The organism is Algibacter marinivivus, from assembly GCF_003143755.1.
Taxonomy (GTDB): Bacteria; Bacteroidota; Bacteroidia; order Flavobacteriales; family Flavobacteriaceae; genus Algibacter_B; species Algibacter_B marinivivus.
This window is the reverse complement of record NZ_QFRI01000001.1, coordinates 865,607-890,731: the sequence shown is the minus strand read 5'-3', so window position 1 is coordinate 890,731 and position 25,125 is coordinate 865,607. Positions and strand designations below refer to the sequence as shown.

Below are 25,125 nucleotides of genomic sequence, written 5' to 3'. Positions count from 1 at the left end.
GCTTACTTTTTTACTCTTGTATACTTACTTTATAATTAATACCGTAGGTTTTTGTTAAATTATCATCATTAAAGATGTCTTTAACAGGTCCTGTAGCAATCTTTTTTACATTTAAAAAAGTTACCCAATCAAAATACTCAGGCACAGTTTGTAAATCGTGATGGACTACAATGACTGTTTTTCCTGCTTTTCGTAATTCTTTTAAAATATTTATTATCGCAATTTCTGTTGTGGCATCTACACCTTGGAATGGTTCATCCATAAAATAGATAGAAGCGTTTTGTACCAAAGCTCTGGCTAGAAATATACGTTGTTGCTGCCCGCCAGAAAGCTGACTTATTTGTCTGCCTTTAAAGGGAAGCATGCCAACTTTTTCGAGCGCTTCTAAGGCTGCCTTTTTTTGTTTTTGTCCTGGACGTTTTATCCAGCCTAGACTTCCGTATGTCCCCATCATCACAACATCTAAGGCTGTGGTTGGGAAATCCCAATCTACACTTCCTTTTTGTGGTACGTATGCTACGAGTTGACGTTGTTTTTCATAGGGTTTGTCATAAATACTAACGCTTCCTGCAATGGGTTTTAAAATGCCTAAAATGGATTTAATGAGCGTTGATTTTCCTGCGCCATTTGGTCCTACAATAGCCATAAGTACACCTTCTGGGATTTCTAAATCGATATCCCATAGTACGGGTTTGTAGTTGTAGGCTACGGTTAAATCATCTACTTTTACGGCTATTTGTTTACTCATAATCTTTTACTTTAATGCATTCACAATTGTATTTACATTATACTCAAACATACCAATATACGTGCCTTCAATAGTTCCTGCATTTCCTAGTGCATCAGAATATAAAGTACCGCCAATAGTGACTTCATGACCTTTAGATTTTACAGCCGCTTGTAGGGCTTCAATCGTACGTTTAGGAACTGAACTCTCCACAAAAATAGCTTTCACTTTGTTTTCTATTATGAAAGCAGATAGTTTTTGAACATCTTGAACACCTGCTTCGGTAGCAGTTGAAAGTCCTTGTAAGCCAACTACTTGAAAACTGAAAGCTTTACCGAAATAATTAAAAGCATCATGAGCAGTAACTAAAATGCGTTGCTCTTCAGGAAGCTCAGAAATGGTAGTTTCTAATTTTGTTTTTAATGTGTTAAGTTTTTCGATATATTTCGCGCCATTTGCTTCGAAATTAGCTTTTTGATCCGGAATTTCTTCTGAAAGCACTTCGACTATAAACTGAGTGGCTTGTTTCCAATACGTTATATCAAACCAAATATGTGGGTCGTAATTGGATGCGAAATATTCTGAACCGATGAGTGTTTTTTTATCAATAGCATCTGAAATAGCTATGGTTTTTTTGGTTTTCATTTTCTCGAAAACTTCTACTAATTTGCCTTCTAAATGCAACCCGTTATAGAAAATAATATCTGCACTAGATAGTTTGGTAACATCGCCCTCGCTGGCTTTGTATAAATGCGGATCTACACCGCTACCCATTAATCCTTGTAGGTTGATATGCTCGCCACCAATGTTTTTAACCAAATCGGTTATCATGGTGGTGGTGGTGACTACATTTAGTTTCCCGTTAGTTTGCTTTTCGTTCTTGCAACTGAAAAACAGGGTAATGATTAAAAGTGATATAAGTTGTTTTTTCATTTTCTATAATTATTTTTTTCTTACTCTGTAGCTTAATCCTAATCCTATTAATAAGTCTTGTCCTTCGGTAATACTCGTCCCGAAATAGGCGTCTAACTGTAAATCGTTATTTACTAAATATGTGAAGCCAGCATCCCAGTAATGGTTGGCAGAACTATCTTCAGGTAAATCGCCATATAACTCTGCATACATGCCAAATTTTTCAGTAAAACTGTAACCGTAAGCTACGGTATAAATTGCAGCAGCTTCTGGAGAGTCATCTCCCCATTGCGCGCCAATATTATAGCCTATGCTAGATTTTTCGCTTAAGGTATGCGATAAGGATAATCTGAAATCTATACCTGTGTATTCTGGTCGGTAATCTGCCGATGCGCTAAAAACAGGAAATACATGCCCAATAAGGGCAATTTCTGGCATACAACCGTTTTCTTCGGCAATATCTATTTTCATACCAAGTAACAATGGCGATAATCCGCTCATAACATTGTCGAGCTTATTACCATTTACCGTGGTAACACCTTCTACAAAATCCCAACCTAATCGTAATTCTAAATTATCGAGAATTCCATAACGAATTAACATGGTATTAAAAGTGTAGTTTTCAGATTTAGTGTTATTTGCTTCAAAAGATTCGTATAATCCTCCTGTTTCAAATTGAAGAATGCCTTTTCCAACTGTTGATGATGCTTCGGTAGCATCTGGTCTATCGGTTACTAAAGCACCTAAATTTTCTTCTTGTGAAAAAGAAAAATTTAATGATAATAGAAGTGCTAATAATAAAATAAATTTACTTTTTGAGACCTTTCGTTTTGCTTTGCAAAGTACATTCAATGAAAATATATTTTCATTTCTGTAATGCTCAAGGTGGCATTTAGTTATATGTTTAATCTTGTTCATTTACGTAAATAATTGAGGTGAAATCTTGGTTTAAAAGAATAGTATTATTGTTTATTAAAATTTGAGTCATTTTATTTTTACTGAATTGTTTCGATATTAAAATAGAGTTGCCATATTTTAGTCCGTTTTGTGCACAAAAATCGAAAAACTCTTTATCGTCGCTCATTAATCTTGATATGGTATAAGTTTTACCTTCTTCAGTATTTGAGAGGGGTATAGAAGTATCCGTTGTTGTGATTTCTCCATCTTCATTCGGAATAGGGTCTCCGTGAGGGTCGAATTTAGGGTTTCCTAAATACTCACTTATTTTATTGGCTAACAAATCAGAGGTTTGATGTTCTAATAATTCAGCTTCACGATGGATGTCATGTAAAGACATATCAAAAAGTTTGAATAAAAGCGCCTCCCAAAGGCGATGTTTACGAACTACATTAAGCGCCATTTTTGTGCCTTTATCAGTAAGTTTTAACTCTTGGTATTTTTTGTAGTTCAATAAATCTTTAGTGGCTAACTTTTTAGCCATATCGGTGGCAGCAGCATTAGAAATACCTAATTCCTTAGCGATGTTACCAGGTTTGGTATCGTTATTATCTCGTTTTCCGTTTTTGTAAATGGCTTTTACAAAATTTTCAATAGCTACTGACATTTGTTGTGCTTTAAAATATTTTTAAGTAAGCTTAAATATTTTTCAAATGTAGCTAAAAAAAATAAAAAGTTCTCCTTTTCAAATAGAAAAAAAGAACTTTATTATAATATTTTATGTATGGAGTGATTAAGTCGTATTCACATTATGATTTAAATTTAACTTGATCTCGAATAAATTCTGGAAACTCAGTAATTGGTGTAATTGTCATGTCTTTGTAGTAACATTCTGCAGCTTCAGATTGAATTTGTATTTGTCCTTCGGTTAAAGGTTTATTAGTTTCAGGATTAATGGCGTTTTCTACAACCATAACAATTTTACCGTTTACAACATGTACTGCATCATTACCAATAATATAAAGTTCTAAATGGTTCCAACTTCCGTGTGGCTCTTGAGGCTCTAAATAAGCATGGATGTAACCTTTGCCTTCAAAATATGAATCGAAACTTGGGTTGTATTGCTTAATATCACTTTTTGCATTACCTCTAATTTGTACTAATGGACCGCCTGCTTTCGGGGTTGAAGCATTAGCTGGTAATGAAATAAAATCTCCCAAATCTGTTTCTTGTACTTGAAATTCTAAGCATGTTTTCCAGGTATTCCAAAACCTTCCATGATCACCATAACTGTGATATAAAATACCAGAATCCTTTCGTCTATCTAGTCTAGGTTCCCATTTTTTGTTTCCCCATCTAAACATTGTACTAAAATGGTAATTACTATAATTCTTTTTTGTGGTAATACATCCATAAATTTCACCACTTATATTTAATATGGTTTCACCATTTATATTAGTGGTAGTAAAAACATGTTTTAAATCGTTGTTTAAACCAATAGGAGTTCCGCTTCTAACATTGTCAGATTGAAACGTACCTTCAGGTAAACCAACTACAGTGCTATGTGGTACACCAATATGTGTTTCGAAGTTTGTCAAGTTGGCATCTAACAGTTTTATGGTATTGTTTTCCTGCGAAAAAGTACTGCAAACAAATAAAAGGGTGTATAAAAAAGTAACAAAAGTAAGTTTCATGTTGTGTTTGATAAATTTAAAAATGATGATTTATAAATGTATTTTTTTTAATGGCATCCACACCCATCATCACTCCCACAAGCCTTTTTAGCTTTTGGTTTTTTCCAGAAGTATTTTTTAATCAGAAAAGCAATAGATAATGCTATTGCTGTAAATACTAAAATATTTTGGATGATGTCGTTCATAATTTTTAAGTCGAAACTAAACTAGTATCATTTCAAAAACTGAAAAGCAATTAAAGCTACAATATACGCAAAAGCGGTCATTATAACTAGTTGTAAAATAGGCCACTTCCAAGAGTTGGTTTCTTTTTTAACAATAGCCAAAGTACTCATGCATTGCATAGCAAAGGCATAAAACAGTAATAAGGAAATTCCAGAAGCAAATGTAAATAGCGGACCTCCTAAAATTGGATTTACCTCTCCTGCCATTCTGTTTTTAATGGTTTCTTCTTCGTCACTACCCACACTATAAATGGTTGCCAAAGTTCCAACAAAAACCTCTCGAGCAGCAAAAGAACTCACTATGGCTATGCCTATTTTCCAATCGTAACCAAGTGGTCTAATGGTCGGTTCAATAGCATGACCCGCAATACCAATAAAAGAATGTTCTAATTTATGCGAGGCTATTTTTTGCTGTAACGCTTCAAAAGATAAATTCTCTGAGGCATATTCAGTTTTTACGATATCTTCAGCATTATTAAATTGTTCTCCAGGGCCGTAAGACGCCAAAAACCAAAGAATAATTGAAATAGCCAAAATAATTTTACCAGCACCAAAAATAAAAGACTTTGTTTTTTCAATAACCGTTAAAGCCACATTTTTAAATAAGGGCAATTTGTAATTAGGCATTTCAATTACAAAAAAGGTTTTACTCTTAATTTTTAAAATTTTATTTAGAATATATGCCGAAAGAATTGCAGTTCCAAACCCAATTAAATAAAGTAGCATTAGAGTTAAAGCCTGATAACTTAAACCTAAAATTCTGCCTTCAGGAATAACCAAAGCAATAATGATAAGGTAAACAGGCAATCGTGCAGAACAAGTTGTAAAAGGTGTTACTAAAATGGTGATTAGTCGTTCTTTCCAACTTTCAATATTTCGGGTAGCCATAATAGCAGGAATAGCACATGCAGTACCAGAAATTAGGGGTACAACACTTTTTCCGCTCAAACCAAAGCGTCGCATAATACGATCCATTAAAAACACCACGCGACTCATGTAACCGCTCTCTTCAAGCACCGCAATAAATAAAAACAGAAAAGCAATTTGAGGTATAAAAATGACGATACCACCAAGCCCTGGAATAATACCTTCTGCTAAAAGATTAGTAAAAGCACCTTGCGGTAACATGTTTTTTGTCCATTCACTAAAGCTAGCAAAAGCACTGTCAATAAAATCCATTGGTATACTAGACCAGTCGTAAATCGCTTGAAAAATAGTTAGGAGAATAATTCCAAAAATAGCATAGCCCCAAACTTTATGGGTTAAAATTCTATCTAATTTTATACGTAAATCTTTCGCCTGACTTAAATCTACAGTTTGCCCTTTATCAAGCGCATTATTAATAAACTGATAGCGTTTTATGGTTTCTTTTTGCTGCAAACGTTTTAAATCGCCTTTACTTTTGGTTTTAAAATTGGCAACTGCATCAATTTCATTTCTGTCGGTTTTACCAAAATTTACATCTTGAGTAATTACTAACCAAAGTTTATAAAGTAATTGGTTAGGAAATGCTTTTTTTAAATTCCCAAAATACTCAGTATCAATTTGAGTCGTATCAATACAAGGTGTAACAGACACTTCTTTGTAGTTGGAAATAAGTTGTTTCAACGTATCAATACCCTCATTTTTTCTGGTACTAATAAGTGCAATTTTAGTATTTAGTTTCTTTTCTAAGTAATCAATATCTAGAGATATACCCTTGTAACTCATACGGTCGGCCATATTAATAACTAACACCGTTGGGATTTCTAAATCTTTAATTTGGGTAAAAAGTAGCAGATTACGTTTTAGGTTTTCAACATCGGTAACCACCACCGCAATATCAGGGAAATCTTTATCATTTTTATTTAGCAAAAGCTCAATAACTACATTTTCATCAAGAGATGATGCATTCAAACTATACGTCCCAGGCAAATCAATAATATGTGCCTTCACACCACGTGCTAATTTGCAAATCCCCTCTTTTTTCTCAACCGTAATCCCGGGGTAGTTCCCCACTTTTTGGTTCAACCCCGTTAAAGCATTAAAAACAGAGGTTTTTCCTGTGTTAGGATTCCCAATCAGCGCCACATTAATCTGCTTACTCATGCGCTACTTTTTCAATTAAAATTAACGAAGCTGTCTCTTTTCTAATCGCCAAATGCGAGCCGTTTATATTTAAATACATAGGGTCTTGAAACGGAGCCACTTGCAAAAGCTCTACCAAATTACCCGGTAAACAACCCATTTCAAGTAATTTTAAAGGAATATTAGGCGACGAAACATCAGTAATAATACCTCGTTCCCCGCGTTTTAAATGTGCTAAAGTATCCTGCAAGCTTATTTAGATTGATTTTAAAGAAGCAAAAGTAGTGTAAAAGATTAAAACGAAAAAGTTAAAAAGTTTTTAATTAAAAAGATTTTTTGGGCGTTACCACAAGGGGTCGGGCTTTCACTACTCAATCCCTCCTTCGTCGGGGATTTCAAACATACCGTTCAATCCCTAACGCACCCATCCGCAAAAGTCAGTTTTAAAATTTAAAAAAAACCTATCTATAAAAGGTGTTATTTCTCCTGCTTCAAAATGGCAATATCAGCCAAAAGTCTATCAATATCTTCAGTATTGGTGCCATCATAAAATCCCCTAATTTGTCGTTTCTTATCAATAAGCATAAAGTTTTCGGTATGCACCATATCAAAAGGACCACCATCACCATTATCCTTAACAGCTAAATAACTTTTACGCGCCAGTTTGTAAATTTCTTTTTTGTCTCCCGTAACTAAGTTCCATTTTTTATCATTAACACCTTTTTTCTTAGCATAACGTTTTAATTGCGCCACCGAATCAATTTCAGGGGTAACAGAATGAGATAATAACATCACTTCGTTATCATTTATAATTTCCTTTTGAATTTGAGCCATATGATCTGTCATGATTGGGCAAATCGTTCTACACGTAGTAAAAAAGAAATCAGCAACATAAATTTTGTCCTTATAATCGTTCTGAGTAATGGTTTTTCCATTCTGGTTGGTAAAACTAAAATCAGCAATTTTATGATATTTCTTTTGATGTTGAATCGTACTATCAACCAATTCACTAGTTACCATAGTAGGTTGGTAAATGGGTAGTGGTTGGTAAACGTTTAAAGTATTGTATATAATAGCAGTAATAATAACAGAAATACCACCAAAAACAATAGCAAATAGCTTGTAATCCTTAAAAAATGATAGCATTAATTTTGAAGATTAAAATTTACACAAAAATACAACGATTTTCATCTTAAAAGTAGCTATATCAACCATAAATTATTGTTAAATCATAACCCATTAGACGAATGGCTTTTTAAACTTGGTTTAAAAGCTTACTTTTGTGCGATTATAAAAAAATAGTTACCCTATATATGGAGTTTGTTATAAAGATATCTCAGTTTTTACTTAGTCTTTCGTTGCTTATTATTTTGCATGAATTAGGGCATTTTATCCCTGCTAAGGCTTTTAAAACCAGAGTAGAAAAATTTTACTTGTTTTTTGATGTAAAGTTTTCACTATTTAAAAAGAAAATAGGCGAAACCGTTTACGGTATAGGTTGGTTACCACTTGGAGGGTATGTTAAAATTGCTGGTATGATTGATGAAAGTATGGATACTGAGCAAATGGCACAAGAGCCACAGCCTTGGGAGTTTCGCTCTAAACCCGCATGGCAACGTTTAATTATTATGTTAGGTGGTGTTACGGTTAACTTTTTATTGGCTATTTTTATCTATATAGGGATGAGTTATTTCTACGGAGATACATTTCTACCAAATGAAAATATAAAAGACGGATTACAAATAGAAAGTACCGTGGCAAATAAGGCAGGTTTGCAAACAGGGGATAAAATATTAGCTGTTGATGGTGATGAAATAGAAACATTTTCTGAGATTTCAGAGAAAGTATTATTCGGAAATGAAATTCTTATCGAAAGAGCTGGTGTGCAATCAACCGTAACAATGCCGGAAGATTTCCTAGCACAATTATTAGATTCGAAAGAGAAAGGTTTTATAAGTTTAAGACAGCCTTTTGTTGTTATTCAAGTTCCAGATACTTCTTATAACAAGTTAAGTACTCTAAAACAAGGAGACATTATTTTAGGATTAAATGATTATAAGACCAAATATGTAGATGAAGTTAAAATAGCTTTAGAAAAGCTTAAAGGACAAAGTGTTATAGCTACAGTTATGCGCGATGAAAAAGAGATTGAAATACCTCTTAAAGTAAGTGATGATGGCAAATTAGGAATTGTATTTGCTGGAGCCTCAACACCCGATACTTTAGAAAAATTAGGCTATTATAATTTTGACGTAAAGGATTACGGTTTTTTTGAATCCTTTCCTGTTGGTTTAGGTAAAGCTAAAGATAAGTTGGTTTCCTATTGGGATCAGTTAGGAGCTATTTTCACACCGAGTACAGGAGCATACAAAGGGGTAGGTGGTTTTAAAGCTATATATGATATTTTCCCTAGCTTTTGGAGCTGGCAAGTATTTTGGAGTATAACAGCCTTTTTATCTATAATGTTAGGTGTACTAAATTTATTGCCAATACCAGCATTAGATGGTGGACACGTGATGTTTTTACTCTACGAAATGATATCTGGAAGAAAACCAGGAGATAAATTTATGGAGTATGCACAAATGGTTGGCTTCTTTCTTTTAATAGCTTTAGTTTTATTCGCGAATGGGAATGATATTTATAAGGCTATATTTGGATAAAATTTATTAAAAAAAGGTTTGCAGAAATTAAAAAACAATATATATTTGCACTCGCTAAGTTAAAAAGCACATTCCTTCTTAGCTCAGTTGGTTAGAGCATCTGACTGTTAATCAGAGGGTCCTAGGTTCGAGCCCTAGAGAAGGAGCAAAAAAAGTCTAACAGAAATGTTAGACTTTTTTGTTTTAAAACAGTTTTTATAAATGAAACCATGTGTTTATATTCTTTATTCCGATAAGCTAAATAAGTATTATGTAGGTTTTACAACTAATTTAGAGGAAAGGTTAGTATTTCATAAAAAAGCTGAGGGTTATAAATTTACAGGAAAAGCAACAGATTGGGAAGTTTTTTATGTAATAGCTTGCAAAAGTAAATCGCAAGGTTTGGCAATAGAGTCTCATATAAAACGCATGAAGAGTAAGGTTTATATAGAAAACTTTTTAAAATATCCAGAGTTAGCCAAAAAGCTACTAGATAAATATAAGGGCTGTTAATCAGAGTCCCGAAAGCTTTCGGGACAGGTTCGAGCCCTAGAGAAGGAGCAAAAAAAGTCTAACAGAAATGTTAGACTTTTTTGTTTCTATATTAGTTTTAGAGTTTAAAATTTTAGATAGTTTCTAACAGCTTCAATAGTTTTCTTAGAGTTTCCAACAAAAATCTTATCATCAGTAATAATAACAGGTCTGCTTAAAAACGTGTAGTGCTCTAAGATATAATGTTTAAAATCGCGCTCGGTTAAATCTTGGTTTTTCAAATCCATTTCTTTGTAAAGTTTAGCACGTTTACTAAAAAGTGCTTCAAAACTTCCTGCTAAAGCCTGCATCTCTTCAATTTGCTTAACTGTAATAGGTTCTGATTTAATATCCTGTAAAATAAATTTAGAAGATAAATTAAGTTCTTTTAAAATTCTAGTACAGGTATTACAGGTCTTTAAATAATATACTTTTTTCATGTATTTGATTGTTTGTAAAAACAAATTAAAACTATATTTATCGAAAAATTAAATAAAATGGATTTTACATTTCAGGTTTTAAAAAATATTAGAAACATTTTCGATAAAATTATTGAAAACAATACGTTAGAAGATTTAAATAAAATTCCCAAAGGATTCAATAATAACATCATTTGGAATATTGGTCATATTATAGTTTCAGAGCAATTATTAGCATACAAATTGTCTGGTTTAGAATCGACACTTTCAGATGATATGATTAATAAATATAGGAAAGATTCAAAACCTGAAAACAATTTGACTCAAGACGATGTTAACGAAATAAAAGGGTTGTTGTTTTCTACTATTGAAAAGACGCAATCTGATTATGCTGCTGGTGTCTTCAAAAACTACAATGCATATACTGTTTCTACAACGGGAAATACATTAACCAATATAGATGAAGCGTTGCAATTTATAGCCATTCACGAAGGATTACATTATGGTTATGTGTTAGCACTTTTAAAGGCTATTAAAAACTAAATAGTCTTCTACTTCATCATAAGGAATAGCAAATTCTATGATACCATCAGAATAAGGTGCTACCTCATAAGTATTATAAAGTAATACAATACCATCTTCGGTATAACCAATATTTGCTGGTAATTGGAATAATGTATTATCCAGAATAATATTTTTTTCGGTTAAAACTTTGTTAAAATAGGGTTTAGCTACTTCTTTAAAAGCGTCAACATCACTAAACAATTGATTGTTTTTTAATGATTGTCCTGTTTTAGAGTCAAAATTCAAAAAAGAAATATTTAAAATTCCATGAGCACCTCCTGTATTGGTATAAGAAGTTAAAGCAATACTTATTAATTCTGAAGATTGATGTATAATTTCACCATCAATTTGAGCTTCCCAAAGTTGTGAGGATTCAGGGAAATCTGTTTTAAATACTTTGAATTCATTATTGAAAGCGGTAATACTTTCTTCTATTGATGCTGATGTAATTTCATCTGGATTTCCAATATGCAAAGCAGAAATTACTGTATTTTGTATTTTATTATTTATTTGATTTGAAACTATTTTGTTTCCGTTTGCTTCAGGAATATTCACTTCAACTAAGCTGTTGTTTTCTGTTGTAATGTTGATTTCAGAAAAAACAGTTTTTTTCTCTTCTTCACAATTAAAAAAGGCTATGAAATAACAAATTGTTAAAAGGTATTTGTATTGACGCATATAATTAGTTTAACCAAGTTTAAAGATAATTATTGTATTTGAGTATCCCGAATTAAAACTTACATTTGTGTAAAAGATAATGAGATATGAAATTCAATACTAAAGTTATACACGGAGGTCAAGAACACGATAAAGCATATGGAGCAGTTATGCCACCAATCTATCAAACATCTACTTACGCTCAAACCACTCCAGGAGGACATAAAGGGTATGAATACTCAAGAACTCACAACCCAACAAGAAATGCTTTAGAAAATGCCTTTGCAAGTATAGAAAATGGAAAATACGGACTTGCATTTGGCTCTGGATTAGCAGCTATTGATGCCATTATCAAATTATTAAAACCTGGTGATGAGGTTGTTTCTACAAATGATTTGTATGGTGGGTCTTTCAGGTTATTTACAAAAGTGTTTCAAGACTTTGGGATCAAATTTCATTTTATAGGCATGGATAAAGCTTCTAATATTGAGGCTTTTATAAATGAAAATACTAAACTTATTTGGGTGGAAACACCAACCAACCCAATGATGAATATTATTGATATTGAGGCAGTATCTAAAATTGCAAAAAATAATAATATACTATTGGCTGTTGATAATACATTTGCAACACCTTATTTACAATTACCTTTGGATTTAGGAGCTGATATTGTTATGCATTCTGCAACTAAATACATGGGTGGACATAGTGATGTTGTAATGGGAGCACTAATAGTTAAGGATAAAGATTTAGCAGATAGATTATACTTCATTCAAAATGCAAGTGGAGCTATTTGTGGTCCTCAAGACAGTTTTTTAGTTTTAAGAGGTATAAAAACACTTCATATTAGAATGCAACGTCATTCAGAAAATGGTAAAGCAGTTGCTGAATATTTGGCAAATCATCCAAAAATTGAGAAAGTATATTGGCCAGGGTTTGAAGATCATCCTAATCATGGTATAGCAAAAAGCCAAATGAAGGATTTTGGAGGCATGATATCTTTTACATCAAAAGGGAATAATTACGAAGAAGCAATAAAGATTGTTGAAAAACTGAAAGTATTTACTTTGGCAGAGTCTTTGGGAGGGGTGGAGTCGCTTTCTGGTCATCCTGCAAGTATGACTCACGCTAGTATACCTAAAGAAGAGCGCGAAAAAACAGGTGTTGTAGACTCGTTAATTAGATTGAGTGTAGGTATCGAGGATATTGATGATTTAATTGCTGATTTAAAGCAGGCTATAGGGTAATTGTTAATCTAGGTAATAGATGTACCCAAAGTTTAACCAAACCAGCCAATCATCATTCTTGTTATATTCCAATTGGTGGTCTAGACCATCAACACGGTCATTAAAAAAGTATTGCCATCTTAAATCTAACATTAGGTCAGAAATCTTTGTTAGCTTATATCTTACACCAACACTAGAAACCACAGACCATGTGCTCCCTGGTGAGGCATCAACAGAACCTGCATCCCAAAAAGAATAAAAGTTACTCGGATCTGATACGTCTCCAACCGCTGTTGGATCAGGATTAGCGTAAGTTGTACTTACCTCAGGTGTAAAAGATGTGTAATGAACACCCAAACTTACAAAAGGCGCAAAACTATAAGCAAAACCTTGAAAATCTCTAATACTTAATGGGAAAAATTCTAGTTGCGTACCAATATCTAAGTTTTTTGCAACACCTTTATGACCTCTTAATTGATTTGCTTCAATAGTTGTACGCTCTGGCGCAACCCATTGTCCTAGGTGTTCTAAATTCGTTCTGTTATAGGAAATCTCATTTCTTAATTTAAAATGATCGTTGAAATAAGTATCAGTTGTATAGCAATTACAATCTGCTCTGTATGAAAAGTTTAAATAGTGAACAATTCCAATACCAAACCCAGAATTTCCAAAATTAGTTTTTGAATCATCACGACTTCCAAAATCTGATCTGAATTGAAGGGGACCAGCAATAACACCAACTTCATGAGAAAAGCCTAGTTGAGCGCTTGAAGTTTGGACTATAAGAAACAAGCAAAAAGCAGAAGCTAAATGTTTCAAGTTAAGCATAAAAGGTTTATTTTTCGAGGGCGTTATTATGAGCAAATATATAAAAACTAAGAAAACAAACAAATATTAATAAGTTGCTCGAAATCCATGTAAAAATATTTATTGCGAAATTCAAAAAAAAACACATATTTTTTTGAAGATAACGTATATTTGTACCCATAAATTACATATTCAATAAATTATAATGTAATAATTGTACTTATGAAAGACACTATTGAAGGATTTTTAGACCTTGTAAAAGAAAGAAATGGTCATGAACCTGAGTTTTTACAAGCAGTAGAGGAAGTTGCAGAAACTGTAATTCCATACATTGTTAAACATGATATTTATTATGGGAAAAACATTTTACTTAGAATGGTTGAACCGGAACGATTGATATCGTTTAGAGTTTGTTGGGTTGATGATAGTGGAGAAATTCAAGTAAACAGAGGTTACCGAATTCAAATGAACTCTGCAATTGGGCCATACAAAGGAGGTTTACGTTTTCATCCAACTGTTAATGCAAGTATTTTAAAGTTTTTAGCTTTTGAGCAAGTATTTAAAAACTCTTTAACAACTTTGCCAATGGGTGGAGGAAAAGGAGGAAGTGATTTTGACCCAAAAGGTAAATCTGATAATGAAATCATGCGTTTTTGTCATGCTTTTATGAGTGAATTATTTAGACATATTGGACCAAATACAGATATACCTGCTGGTGATATAGGTGTTGGGCAAAGAGAAATAGGATTCCTATTTGGTATGTATAGAAAAATGAGAAACGAATTTACTGGTGTTTTAACCGGTAAAGGGATGACATGGGGAGGGTCTTTAATTAGACCAGAAGCAACAGGTTACGGAACAGTTTATTTTGCAGAAAATATGTTAAAAACTAAAAATGATAGTTTTAAAGGCAAAACTATTGTTATATCTGGATCTGGAAATGTAGCTCAGTTTGCCGCAGAAAAGTCTCTTCAATTAGGAGCAAAAGTAGTAACGCTTTCTGATTCTTCAGGGTATATCTATGATGATGAAGGAATTGATGATGGTAAATTAAAGTTTATAATGACTCTTAAAAATGAAAAAAGAGGAAGAATAAGTGAATATGTTAAAGAATATCCAAACGCTAAATTTACAAAGGGAAAAACACCTTGGGGTGAGGCTTGTGATATTGCTTTACCTTGTGCCACTCAAAATGAGCTTAATGAAGATGATGCTAAAACACTTCTAAATAATGGATGTATTTGTGTTAGTGAAGGTGCTAACATGCCTTCAACTAAAGAGGCTATTGCTGCATTCCATAAAGCTAAAATATTATTTGCTCCAGGAAAAGCATCAAATGCTGGTGGTGTTGCTACTTCTGGTTTAGAAATGACTCAAAACTCACTTAGATATAAGTGGACAAGAGAAGAAGTGGATAATAAACTTAAGGATATAATGACTGACATCCATAAATCTTGTATAGAATATGGAACTGAAGAAGATGGTTATATTGATTATGTGAAAGGTGCAAATATTGCTGGTTTTGTTAAAGTAGCTGATGCTATGTTAGCACAAGGAATTGTATAAATAAAATAGACTTTATAATATAAGAGCTTCCTAATGCATTTGGGAAGCTTTTTTTATTTTAAATATATTATTTTGAAGTAAAACTCGTTAGTTATAAATATATTTGAATATTCAAAAAACACCTATGTTTAGAAGAGTAATTGTAGTAGTAATTTTTTTATTTCCTTTATTTCAATTTTCTCAAGATTTTTCTGCGCTTTGGGAGGGCCATTTTTCATACAATGACATAAAAGATGTATCTCAAGGTAATAATATCTTTTTCGCAGCTGCAGATAATGCAATTTTCAGGTTAGACACTCAAACTAATGAGATACAAGAAATAAACACTGTAAACGGCTTATCGGGAGAAAGCATTTCCACTATTTATTACAGTGATGAGTATCAGTTGTTAGTTGTTGGATACGAAAACGGACTTATTGAAGTGGTGTTTGATAATGATGATGACATTTTAACAGTAGTAGATATTATTGATAAGCCTACTATATCTCCAACAGACAAAAAAATAAATCATATAAATCCATATCAAAACCTTGTTTATATATCTACAAATTATGGTATTTCTGTTTATGATTTAGAACGCTTAGAGTTTGGAGATACTTATTTTATTGGAAATGGAGGTAGTCAAATTCCAGTAACTCAAACTACAATTTTTGAAGATCATATTTATGCTTCATGTCTTTCAGGTAATGGTATACGGAAAGCTCCAGTTTCTAGTCCTAATTTAATCGATTTTCAAAATTGGCAGCTTGTAAATTCTAGTAATTGGGTTTCTATTGAGGCAAATGAAGGTAATCTTTATGCTATTAATACAAATAGGAGAATTTATCAAGTAATAGGGAATGCAATAACAGAGTTATTTGCATATTCATCTATACCCCTTGATTTTAGAGTCATTAACTCTAATCTTATTGTTACAACTCAAGATGAGATTTATATATACGATTCAGGTTTCAATCTGATTACTCAAATACCTGTTAATTCAGATTTCGAAACACAATACACGTCTGCTACTGTAGATCTGGAATATGTTTATATTGGTACAAAAGATTTTGGTATTCTAAAAACACCTTTAAATAATCCATTAGTTTTTGAAGAAATTCATCCAGAAGGCCCTCTTTTTAATACACCATTTTCTGTTGAAGCTGAACCAAACGGTGTATGGGTCACTTTTGGAGGTTATGACATTTTTTATGTCCCTGATAATAATAGAAAAGGCTTCAGTCATTTAAATAATGAAAGTTGGATTAATGTTAAATATGTTGATGCTTTTGAAGCAAGAGATATTAATGGTGTTGCAATAAACCCTTTTGATACAAATCAGGTTTTTATTAGTTCATTTCATAATGGATTAATTGAGGTTGTCGAGAATGTTCCTACGATCCTATATGATCAAAATAATAGCGGATTAGAGTCTTTAGTAGTTCCTTCAAACCCTAATGCTATAAGCGTTCGAGTTGTAGATCCTGTATTTGATAGCAATGGGGTATTATGGACTTTAACAACACTTGTTAGTGATGCATTAAAATCTTTTAACCCAGCTACTAACCAATGGCGATCTTTTGATTTTACTGATGTTATTATTGATGGTTTTACGGGAGGAAATTTAGGTTATGCAGATATTGTAATAGGTAATGATAACACAAAGTGGATTGCTTCTTACAAATACGGTCTTATTGGATTCAATGAGAATGGAAACAATCCATTAATTAAAAGTGTAAGTAAGGATGAAGAGAATATGCCAACAGAATTGGCTACTGCTTTAGCTTTAGATAATAGAAATCAATTATGGATTGGTACTTTTAGAGGCTTAAGAGTATTATTTAATACGTCCAATTTTTTTACAGAAGAAAATATAACAGTTGATGAAATAATTATCGAAGAAGATGGGATAGCTAAAGAGTTATTGTTCGAACAATATGTAACTGATATAGAGGTTGATGGTTCAAATAACAAGTGGATTGGTACAACAGATTCTGGGTTGTTTTACTTGTCTTCAGACGGACAAAACACCATTTTCCATTTCACAAAAGATAATTCACCTTTACCGTCAAATAGTATTAATGATGTCTCCTTAGATGGGGCAAACGGAATCGTTTATATAGCAACAAGTAGAGGGTTACTTTCTTTTAATTCTGGAGGATCAAGTACTTTTGATGATTTGTCTAGTGCTTATGCTTATCCAAATCCAGTAAGACCTGGATTTAATTTAGTAGATGATAAAGTTAAAATTAAAGATATTTCAGAGAACGTAAATATTAAAATTACTGATATTGAAGGTAATTTAGTTGCAGAAGCGCAATCTAGAATAAATCAAAGATATCAAGGATATAATCTGGAAATTGATGGTGGTACAGCTTACTGGAATGGTAAGAATCTTGCAAATAATATAGTAGCTTCGGGTGTATATTTAATAATGCTTTCAGATTTAGATACCTTTGAAACTAAAGTTTTAAAATTAATGGTTGTTAGATAATGCTTATCACTACAAACGCCATTGTTCTCTCGAAATTAAAATATAAAGACAACGATTTAATTGTTAAATGCTATACACAAGAAAAAGGTATTGTTAGTTTTTTATTGAGAGGTGTTTTAAAAAGTAAAAAAGGAAACTCTAAAGCCGCTTATTTTCAGTTGTTATCTCAATTACAACTTGAATTTACTTTTAAAAACAGTAGGTCTCTTCAAAGTATAAAAGAAGCCAAATTAAATCATATATACACAACTTTGCATTCACATGTTTTAAAGAGCTCGATTGTAATGTTTTTATCTGAAGTCTTGTCAAATACATTACAAGAGGAAGAAAAAAATGAAATACTATACAGTTACTTAGAAAATACACTTTTATGGTTAGATTCTCAATCTGAATATGCTAATTTTCACTTACTATTTCTTTTAAAATTCACAAAATATTTAGGTTTTTATCCAGATATAAATCAGATAGAATGGCCTTTTTTTAATTTATACGAAGGTAAGTTTGAAAATAAACCGAGTAGTAAGTACGCTATTTCTGGAGAAAATTTAACACTTTTAAAAACCCTATTAGGCACAACATTTGATGCATTACCTACTATAAAAATTAATGCAACGCAAAGGCAATCCTTTTTAAGTATGATTTTGCTTTATTTTGAACTACATTTGGGGAGTTTTAAAACCCCAAAATCTTTACAAGTATTTAATCAAGTTTTTAGTTAAAACTATGAAGACGCTTCACATCATTTTCTTCTTTATACTTGTTTCAATAACTATTAATGCTCAAAATGTAAAAGTTCTCAATAAAATTACCAAAGAACCTATTTTTGGCGTTGCTATTTATAATGTAGATAAATCAACAAGTGTGTTTACTAACTTTAGAGGTGAAGCAGATTTAAGTAAATTTTCTAATACTGAAATTATTTATTTCAAGCATTTATCTCATGTTTTAAAATCTTTAAAAAAGTCAGAAATTACAAAATCAAATAAAGTTTATTTAGATTCTAATACTCAAGGTTTAGGAGAAATTGTTATTTCGGCTTCAAAATTTCAGCAAAACAGAAAGGATATACCACAAAAGATTGTGAGTATCGATGCTGAAAATATTCAGTTTTCAAACCCTCAAACAAGTGCAGATTTATTAGAGAATACAGGTAAGGTATATGTTCAAAAAAGCCAGTTAGGAGGAGGGAGTCCAATGATAAGGGGTTTTTCAACTAATAGATTGCTAATAACGGTTGATGGGGTTAGAATGAATAATGCCATTTTTAGAGGAGGTAATCTTCAAAATGTAATATCGATTGATCCTTTTTCAATTCAAAATACAGAAGTTACTTTAGGGTCTGGATCTGTAATATATGGAAGTGATGCTATTGGAGGAGTAATGAGTTTTTATACCCAAAAACCCAAGTTATCTTATACTGATTCTTTAATGTTTAACGGAAACACATTGGTTAGATACGCTACAGCTAGTAATGAAAGAACTGGGCATTTTGATTTTAATTTAGGTTACAAAAAATGGGCTTTTATAACGAGTGCAAGTTATACAGATTTTGATGATTTAAGGATGGGAAGCCATGGTCCTAAGGATTATTTAAGACCTGAGTTTGCTTTAGCCACAAGTAATGGCGATGTAATAATACAAAATAACAACCCTTTAGTTCAAAAGTACTCTGGCTATAATCAGCTAAACATAATGCAAAAAGCACATTATGAACCCTATGAAGATTTAAGTTTTGATTTAGGTTTGTATTACACTACAACTTCAGATATCCCTAGGTATGATAGACTAATTCGTTACAGAGATGATGTGTTGCGTTCTACGGAGTGGAATTACGGACCACAACAATGGTTTATGTCTAATTTGCAAATAACAAAGTTGAGTAGTAAATCAAACTTATATGATAAAATTAAAGCAACATTAGCATATCAAAACTTTAAAGAAAGTAGAAAAGACAGAGATTTTCAATCTCCAATTCGTAATATTCGTGAAGAGTCTGTTAAGGCTTATTCTTTTAATTTAGATTTAGAAAAAAGATTTTCCCAAAAAACACAGTTTTATTATGGCGCTGAATACGTTTTTAATAAAGTCAACTCTTCAGGTATAGAGGAAAATATATCTAATAATTCAAAAGTGTCATCAGTTTCTAGGTATCCAGATGGTTCAAGTTGGCAATCGCTAGCTGCATATTCAAGTATTAAATATAAGCCTAATCCTAAATTTGTATTTCAATCAGGACTAAGATTTAATTACGTAGTATCAGAGGCTGATTTCACAGAAAATAATGAGTATTTAAATTTACCTTTTGATTACGCAAAAAATGAATCTGAGGCTTTAACAGGAACAGCTGGAATTAGTTGGTCTCCAAACCCAATAATGCAATGGAAATTTAACTTATCATCAGCATTTAGAGCACCAAATATTGATGATGTTGGTAAGGTGTTTGATTCAGAACCAGGGTCTGTAGTGGTGCCAAATGAAGATTTAAGACCAGAATATGCTTACGGTGGAGAAGTAGGCTTAAAACTAAATTTTGATGACAAGTTAGTTATTGATATGAGTACATATTATACCTACTTAGATAATGCCTTAGTTAGAAGAGATTATAGTTTAAATGATGAAACTGAAATAGTTTATGATGGAGAGTTAAGTAATGTACAAGCCATTCAAAATGCATCAAAAGCATGGATTTATGGTTTTGAAGTTGGTTTAAAAATGGCTATTACTAATAATTTAAATTTAGCATCTCAATATTCAATAATTGGAGGAACGGAAGAAGCAGGAGATATTGAAGTACCAATAAGACATGTAGCGCCAAATTTTGGAAATACACACTTAGTTTGGAACTCTGATAATTTAAAATTAGATTTCTTCGCAAATTATAATGGGGACTTATCTTTTAATCAATTAGCCCTTTCTGAAATTGAAAAAGACTATATCTATGCATTAGATGAAAACGGAAACCCATATAGCCCATCTTGGTATACAATTAATTTCAGAGCCCAATATCAGGTTAATAGTTCTATTACCTTAAATGCTAGTTTAGAAAATATAACAGATCAGCGTTACAAAACCTATTCTTCGGGAATTGCTGCTGCAGGTAGAAATCTTGTTCTGTCCTTAAAATATAGTTTATAAAAAAAGCTCTAACTATCAAGTTAGAGCTTTGATTTGTAATAGTTGATATATTTTATTTTTTTATTGCTTTTTTACTGATAGTTGTTCCATCTGTAAGCTCAACTTTAGCAATATAAATTGTGCTACTTAAGTTAGATAATTTATATGTTTCTGTATTACTTTGACCTTTAAAATTATAAAGTTCTCTTCCTAATAAGTCAAATATAGTTATCGTTTTTATTGTCTTAGAAGAGGTCGTAAACTGAACATGGTCATTTTCTAATTCAATAATTTTCAATGTTACAGGCTCTTTACTAATATCTTCAGTAGATAAAGCGTTAGCATTAAATACAACTTCAAAGCGTTCATTGAATTCACCAACTTCAGAAGTAAACGTGTAATTTGAAGCTGATAAATTATGTAACTTATTAAGTAAATTATCTTTTAAATAAACGGTGTTACTTGATAAAAAGTCACCCTGTAGTCGGTCTATTGAAAATTTATATAGAGTTGGAGATGTTATTGAAGAATAAAACCCTAGAGGGATTACCTCTTCAGTATTTAGACTAGTTATTTGTTTACCCTGAATAGCATATTTTTTATCGACTTGACCTTCAATTAATGTATAAATTATTGATGCTACTCCACTTGATAAATTTCTTGGTGCATCGAAAGACATACCATCGTATTCATCAGTTGCTCCATTAACATATGCCACAAGTATTTGATTAAAAACACCATTATCAGAAGTTAAGTTTATCCACAATTTATCTTCTAAACTTCCTTTAGATTTACTTTTTGAGTTAGAATTTCTAAAAAACTGACTGTTACTTGTGCCGTCAGCTAATCGCATTGAATTATTAAACGTTACATTTCCAGTAGCTAAACTAGCTATGAAGAATCCTTGTCCAGAAGGTATGAAATCATCTACTGTGCCAGGACTATTATTTACGCTTCCACTTCCAGCTGTAATGATAACATAATCATTTTGCGAAAAATTAAATGCTTGATCGCCACTAGTTGTACCAGACAAAGGCGTTGAATGCGACCATAAATATGCTGCACCATCTACAATTCCTGAATTTGCTGCAACAAAAGCATCAAAATCTAGAGCACAAGGATAAGGATTTCCTATAAAATTCCAATGACCTCCAGTATTCAAAGCATTGTAAACAATAGGAGCTGTATATACACCATTATTAAAATTACCAGTAAAATCATAACCATAAGATAGTGCTCCAATATACCCAGCTTGAGCATGTGTAGCGGCAAAACCAACACCAGGAGTTAAGGGAGTAGCAGCATTTACGTATTGCCAATCATCACCATTGTCATCTATATCATCACTTCCAGCAATATATGTGTTAGTATTCGCTATTTCTTGTAATACATCTAAATAATTACCAGCATCAAAACTAAAAACCCTGTCAGAATCAACTAGCGGGCTTGTAGCAATAGTTAAGCCAGAAACAGGTGAGCTCCAATAAGTATAATCATACCAATTATTTAAAACACTGGTACTTTTTCTCACTACGGATGTACCGGTACCTCCAAAAGAAGCAGAATCATCATTTTGTACAAATGCACCATGATTTTCAACGATAAGTGTTCCATTATTTGTTACATCATTTTCAACTTCTACATAATAACCATCAGTAACATTTAATGAACCAGTAGTTGCATTTATAATTAAACTACATGCTGAAAAACTACCATCAGTAGCATTAGTTGTATAAGCTCCATCTATAATCGCTGGGGTTGATATGTCAGGTACAGAAGGTGTCCATGTTGTTCCGTTCCAAGTTACAGGTGCTCCACAAGCTGCAACAACACCCCATATTTCAATATTATCGATTGCTATATCTTCTTGACCTCCATTGAGTCTAAAATCAATTTGGATATCTATTAAATTACCAGTACCAGCTATGTTTTGGGTAAATTGATTAAAGGTATCGGTTATTACAGCTCCAGCTACATCCCCGATTCCATCGAAATTTGTATCAATTGTAGGTTCTGTATTTGGCCCTCCAGTTCCTTCAAACCATAATAAATTTGTAAAACCACCAGTATTATCAATATCATAATTAAAGTGAATATAATCAAGATTGTCCCAATCTTCATTAACTCCATCATCGTCTTCTGCCAAATGAACTCTAAATTCTAGACTAGAATACCCACTTATATTAATATCATCAATTAAAAGAGTTACTGGGAAAGATATTGTACCACCGTTATCTATATCTTGCGCCGCGAAGTAATAATTGCCTTGAATGTTTGAATAAGTTTCAAAAGTAAATGATGAACCATCAGTTCTTGTAAAATAATCGTGATTATTGGAACCAATAATATCTATGTATTCAGTAATATTAGTTGAATAACCTCCTGGATTTTCAAAAGTCAATTCAGCAATTTTAGTCTGCCCATAACCAAAATTAAAAGCTAAAAGCAATATTAGTAAATAAGTAATTTTTTTCATCATGTTAAGTTTTAAATTCTAGATTTGGTTCTAAAAACTTTAATTTATTATCGATAACATTGTTATTTTTGGTGCTTATGCACTCAAAAAAAACATATACCGTACAAGAAGCTACTAGAAAACTAGAGCATTATTGTGCGTATCAAGAACGTTGCCATCAAGAAGTTCGTAAAAAGTTAGAGTCTTTACATATGATACCCGAAGCTATCGATATGATAATAGTCCATCTTTTGGAACATAACTTTCTTAATGAAGAACGTTTTGCCAAAACATTTGTAAGCGGTAAGTTTAAAATTAAGGCTTGGGGCCGACGTCGATTAACTTATGAATTAAAGAAAAAAGACATAGGCAAAGTTAATATAAATCAGGCACTTGCAGAAATAGAAAATACGGAATACATCGAGGTTTTCAATGGTTTAGCCGAAAAAAAAGCGAATTCTATTACGGAAACCAACAAACATAAAAAAAAGCGAAAATTAATCGATTATCTGCTATATAGAGGCTGGGAAACGCATCTTGTGTATGAAAAAGCAAGAGAACTTTTCGGGTAAAACCGTAAAAAGCAGATTAAGTGTTAAACTTAATCTGCTTTTTACTAAAATTTTAAGTTTGAACCTATAAGTTAAAACTTGCCCCTAAATTAATAGTAAATTGGTTGTGTAATGTTTCAGCTGCATTTAACTTTTCAGTTTTATATTTTGCAAATGGCACATTCAATTCTGTATAAACACCAAAACCATCAGTAAAAAAGTAACGTGCTCCTAAATGACCGCCAAAGTTTTTAAGTCCAAGACTTAATCCTGGGTAAACATCAAAGTTGTCTCCTACATTAATTACGTTTCCTAAGTTAGCATTAAAACGAGCTCTAATATCAAAACGATTGTCAAAATCTGCATTTAAATCATCATCTACATTATTTTTTAGCGCGTCATTAACTCCTAAAAGATATGTAGTAGATAAACCAATAGATATGTTTTCTCCAATACCGTAATCATAACTTACGTTAATACCAGTACCATTTTCTTGAAAGTTTGCACCTACTTGAAATTTGTTATCGTCCTTACCTTTATAAGCTTGAGCATTTACAGCTGAAAAACTAAGTATTGTTAATAATAAAATAAAATTCTTCATGATTTGAGTTTTTAATTTAAGTCGGCAAATATATTATAAGTTTTTTAATATCAAAGCTTTATTTTACAGATGCTTATGTGTTTTTGTTATGGCTTGTTTGTTTTTCCAATCAATCCATTCTTGCCCCTTTATGCGTCTCATTATATTATCAAAATTGCGCATTATAAAAACATTGTATACCGCTTTACTAAAATTTTTAGGGTTTCTTGCTATAGCACGTAAACTCATTGAAAAACCTGGAGTTATATAACGCATATAGTGCCAATAGCCTTCAGGCATGTATAAAACTTCACCATGATTAAGTTCTGTTTTGTATCCTTTAGCTTTTTTTAGCATTGGCCATTTTTCAAAATCAGGATTATTAAAATCAATATCTTCTCGTGTTATTAAAGAATGCGGGATTTTATATAGATAATCATTCTGCTTCTGGTCAAATAAAATACATTGTTTAGTGCCCTCAAAATGAAAATGGAAAATATTTGCTAAATCAATATCATAGTGCATAAACGTATGCGAGTCTCTACCCCCAAAGAACAGCATAGGGATGCCTTTCATAAGACGCAATCCAAAGTCAGGAAATGTAAAATCCTTTTGTAATTCAGGAATTTCTTTAAGGGCATTCCATAAAAAAATACGGTATTTAGTAGGCTCTCGTTTTAATAAATCAACATAGTCCTTTAATTTCATTTTAGCATGAGGCTCATTAAAACCATCTTTGTAATCTACTGGTCTATCATCGTAAAGCGGAACAGTTAAATCTCCCCCTATAGTTTTCATATAGTCTAAATTCCATTTTGTATATGCAGGCCAATCGTCAATAAAACGTTCTATTACCACAGGTTTTTGTGGTTTAAAGTAATGTTTTAAAAAATCCGCTTTAGTAATAGTTTTTACACGCGGAATGTCCTGTAAATTTAACGACAAAGCTTAAATGAATTATAGGTGTGTAAAGTTAAGAAAACGTTCTAAATATTTAAATAGTATTTTGGGCGTTACCACAA

The 25,125-nt window shown here is 32.1% G+C and carries 24 protein-coding genes and 1 tRNA gene; 10 read left to right on the top strand and 15 right to left on the bottom strand.

Annotation, left to right across the window (positions count from 1 at the left end):
- Positions 1-10: 10 nt before the first annotated feature.
- From DIS18_RS04250 to DIS18_RS04210, 9 genes are all read right to left on the bottom strand, one after another.
- Positions 11-748, bottom strand: a complete 738-nt coding sequence (locus DIS18_RS04250; RefSeq protein WP_109351776.1) for a metal ABC transporter ATP-binding protein — start codon at positions 746-748, stop codon at positions 11-13.
- Positions 749-754: 6 nt separating this feature from the next.
- Positions 755-1,660 carry a metal ABC transporter solute-binding protein, Zn/Mn family gene (locus DIS18_RS04245; protein ID WP_109351775.1) on the bottom strand — a complete coding sequence of 302 codons (906 nt, stop codon included), beginning with the start codon at positions 1,658-1,660 and terminating at the stop codon, positions 755-757.
- A gap of 9 nt (positions 1,661-1,669) precedes the next feature.
- Entirely contained in the window at positions 1,670-2,557 is an 888-nt protein-coding gene (locus DIS18_RS04240; RefSeq protein WP_109351774.1) for a transporter, read from the bottom strand.
- Positions 2,544-3,203, bottom strand: coding sequence for a metal-dependent transcriptional regulator (locus tag DIS18_RS04235; protein ID WP_109351773.1), 660 nt, complete (start codon positions 3,201-3,203; stop codon positions 2,544-2,546). Before DIS18_RS04235 ends, DIS18_RS04240 begins: the two co-directional genes overlap by 14 nt.
- Before the next feature lie 142 nt (positions 3,204-3,345).
- Positions 3,346-4,230, bottom strand: coding sequence for a 3-keto-disaccharide hydrolase (locus DIS18_RS04230; RefSeq protein WP_109351772.1), 885 nt, complete (start codon positions 4,228-4,230; stop codon positions 3,346-3,348).
- Positions 4,231-4,277: 47 nt separating this feature from the next.
- Positions 4,278-4,415, bottom strand: a complete 138-nt coding sequence (locus DIS18_RS04225) for a FeoB-associated Cys-rich membrane protein (RefSeq protein WP_109351771.1) — start codon at positions 4,413-4,415, stop codon at positions 4,278-4,280.
- Positions 4,416-4,442: 27 nt separating this feature from the next.
- Entirely contained in the window at positions 4,443-6,542 is a 2,100-nt protein-coding gene (feoB, locus tag DIS18_RS04220; RefSeq protein ID WP_109351770.1) for a ferrous iron transport protein B, read from the bottom strand.
- Positions 6,535-6,771: a FeoA family protein gene (locus tag DIS18_RS04215; RefSeq protein WP_109351769.1), complete on the bottom strand. Its 237-nt coding sequence runs from the start codon at positions 6,769-6,771 to the stop codon at positions 6,535-6,537. Before DIS18_RS04215 ends, feoB begins: the two co-directional genes overlap by 8 nt.
- A gap of 227 nt (positions 6,772-6,998) precedes the next feature.
- A complete protein-coding gene (locus DIS18_RS04210) occupies positions 6,999-7,667 on the bottom strand; it encodes an SCO family protein (protein ID WP_109351768.1) in 669 nt (222 codons plus the stop codon).
- A 167-nt stretch (positions 7,668-7,834) separates the two neighbouring features.
- On the opposite strand from DIS18_RS04210, the gene rseP reads away from it, so the two are divergent.
- The 3 genes from rseP to DIS18_RS04195 all read left to right on the top strand — a co-directional run bounded on the left by rseP (position 7,835) and on the right by DIS18_RS04195 (position 9,673).
- A complete protein-coding gene (gene rseP, locus DIS18_RS04205) occupies positions 7,835-9,181 on the top strand; it encodes an RIP metalloprotease RseP (protein ID WP_109351767.1) in 1,347 nt (448 codons plus the stop codon).
- 72 nt (positions 9,182-9,253) lie between these two features.
- Positions 9,254-9,327: transfer RNA gene (locus DIS18_RS04200), tRNA-Asn, on the top strand.
- 55 nt (positions 9,328-9,382) lie between these two features.
- Entirely contained in the window at positions 9,383-9,673 is a 291-nt protein-coding gene (locus tag DIS18_RS04195) for a GIY-YIG nuclease family protein (protein WP_109351766.1), read from the top strand.
- Between the two features lie 104 nt (positions 9,674-9,777).
- Here DIS18_RS04195 and DIS18_RS04190 read toward each other — a convergent pair whose 3' ends face one another.
- Entirely contained in the window at positions 9,778-10,131 is a 354-nt protein-coding gene (locus tag DIS18_RS04190) for an arsenate reductase family protein (protein WP_109351765.1), read from the bottom strand.
- Positions 10,132-10,188: 57 nt separating this feature from the next.
- On the opposite strand from DIS18_RS04190, the gene DIS18_RS04185 reads away from it, so the two are divergent.
- The gene (locus DIS18_RS04185) at positions 10,189-10,653 is read left to right on the top strand and encodes a DinB family protein (RefSeq protein ID WP_109351764.1); all 465 of its coding nucleotides are present in this window, start codon (positions 10,189-10,191) and stop codon (positions 10,651-10,653) included.
- On the opposite strand, the gene DIS18_RS04180 is transcribed toward DIS18_RS04185, so the two are convergent.
- A complete protein-coding gene (locus DIS18_RS04180) occupies positions 10,633-11,352 on the bottom strand; it encodes a DUF3298 and DUF4163 domain-containing protein (protein ID WP_109351763.1) in 720 nt (239 codons plus the stop codon). The two genes, DIS18_RS04185 and DIS18_RS04180, sit on opposite strands and share 21 nt — an antisense overlap.
- Positions 11,353-11,438: 86 nt before the next feature.
- On the opposite strand from DIS18_RS04180, the gene DIS18_RS04175 reads away from it, so the two are divergent.
- Positions 11,439-12,578, top strand: a complete 1,140-nt coding sequence (locus DIS18_RS04175) for a cystathionine gamma-synthase (RefSeq protein WP_109351762.1) — start codon at positions 11,439-11,441, stop codon at positions 12,576-12,578.
- Between the two features lie 3 nt (positions 12,579-12,581).
- Here DIS18_RS04175 and DIS18_RS04170 read toward each other — a convergent pair whose 3' ends face one another.
- Positions 12,582-13,385 (bottom strand): THC0290_0291 family protein, encoded by an 804-nt coding sequence (locus DIS18_RS04170; RefSeq protein WP_109351761.1) that lies wholly within the window; start codon positions 13,383-13,385, stop codon positions 12,582-12,584.
- Between the two features lie 201 nt (positions 13,386-13,586).
- Between DIS18_RS04170 and gdhA the strand changes: the two genes are divergently transcribed.
- The 4 genes from gdhA (at position 13,587) to DIS18_RS04150 (ending at position 20,538) form a co-directional block, all read left to right on the top strand.
- Positions 13,587-14,930, top strand: a complete 1,344-nt coding sequence (gdhA, locus tag DIS18_RS04165; protein ID WP_109351760.1) for an NADP-specific glutamate dehydrogenase — start codon at positions 13,587-13,589, stop codon at positions 14,928-14,930.
- A gap of 124 nt (positions 14,931-15,054) precedes the next feature.
- Entirely contained in the window at positions 15,055-17,403 is a 2,349-nt protein-coding gene (gene porZ, locus DIS18_RS04160) for a type IX secretion system anionic LPS delivery protein PorZ (RefSeq protein WP_109352582.1), read from the top strand.
- Positions 17,403-18,122 (top strand): DNA repair protein RecO, encoded by a 720-nt coding sequence (gene recO, locus DIS18_RS04155; protein WP_109351759.1) that lies wholly within the window; start codon positions 17,403-17,405, stop codon positions 18,120-18,122. The genes porZ and recO overlap by 1 nt, the downstream gene beginning before the upstream one ends.
- A gap of 4 nt (positions 18,123-18,126) precedes the next feature.
- A complete protein-coding gene (locus DIS18_RS04150; RefSeq protein ID WP_109352581.1) occupies positions 18,127-20,538 on the top strand; it encodes a TonB-dependent receptor plug domain-containing protein in 2,412 nt (803 codons plus the stop codon).
- 52 nt (positions 20,539-20,590) lie between these two features.
- Here the strand turns inward: DIS18_RS04150 and DIS18_RS04145 are convergent, their stop codons facing one another.
- On the bottom strand, positions 20,591-22,993 hold the full coding sequence (locus DIS18_RS04145; protein ID WP_181363979.1) for a T9SS type A sorting domain-containing protein: 2,403 nt from the start codon (positions 22,991-22,993) through the stop codon (positions 20,591-20,593).
- A 77-nt stretch (positions 22,994-23,070) separates the two neighbouring features.
- On the opposite strand from DIS18_RS04145, the gene DIS18_RS04140 reads away from it, so the two are divergent.
- Positions 23,071-23,544, top strand: coding sequence for a regulatory protein RecX (locus DIS18_RS04140; RefSeq protein WP_109351757.1), 474 nt, complete (start codon positions 23,071-23,073; stop codon positions 23,542-23,544).
- A 64-nt stretch (positions 23,545-23,608) separates the two neighbouring features.
- Here DIS18_RS04140 and DIS18_RS04135 read toward each other — a convergent pair whose 3' ends face one another.
- Both DIS18_RS04135 and DIS18_RS04130 read right to left on the bottom strand, forming a co-directional pair.
- Entirely contained in the window at positions 23,609-24,124 is a 516-nt protein-coding gene (locus DIS18_RS04135; RefSeq protein WP_109351756.1) for a DUF6646 family protein, read from the bottom strand.
- 63 nt (positions 24,125-24,187) lie between these two features.
- Positions 24,188-25,048: a cupin-like domain-containing protein gene (locus DIS18_RS04130; protein ID WP_109351755.1), complete on the bottom strand. Its 861-nt coding sequence runs from the start codon at positions 25,046-25,048 to the stop codon at positions 24,188-24,190.
- Positions 25,049-25,125: the final 77 nt, after the last annotated feature.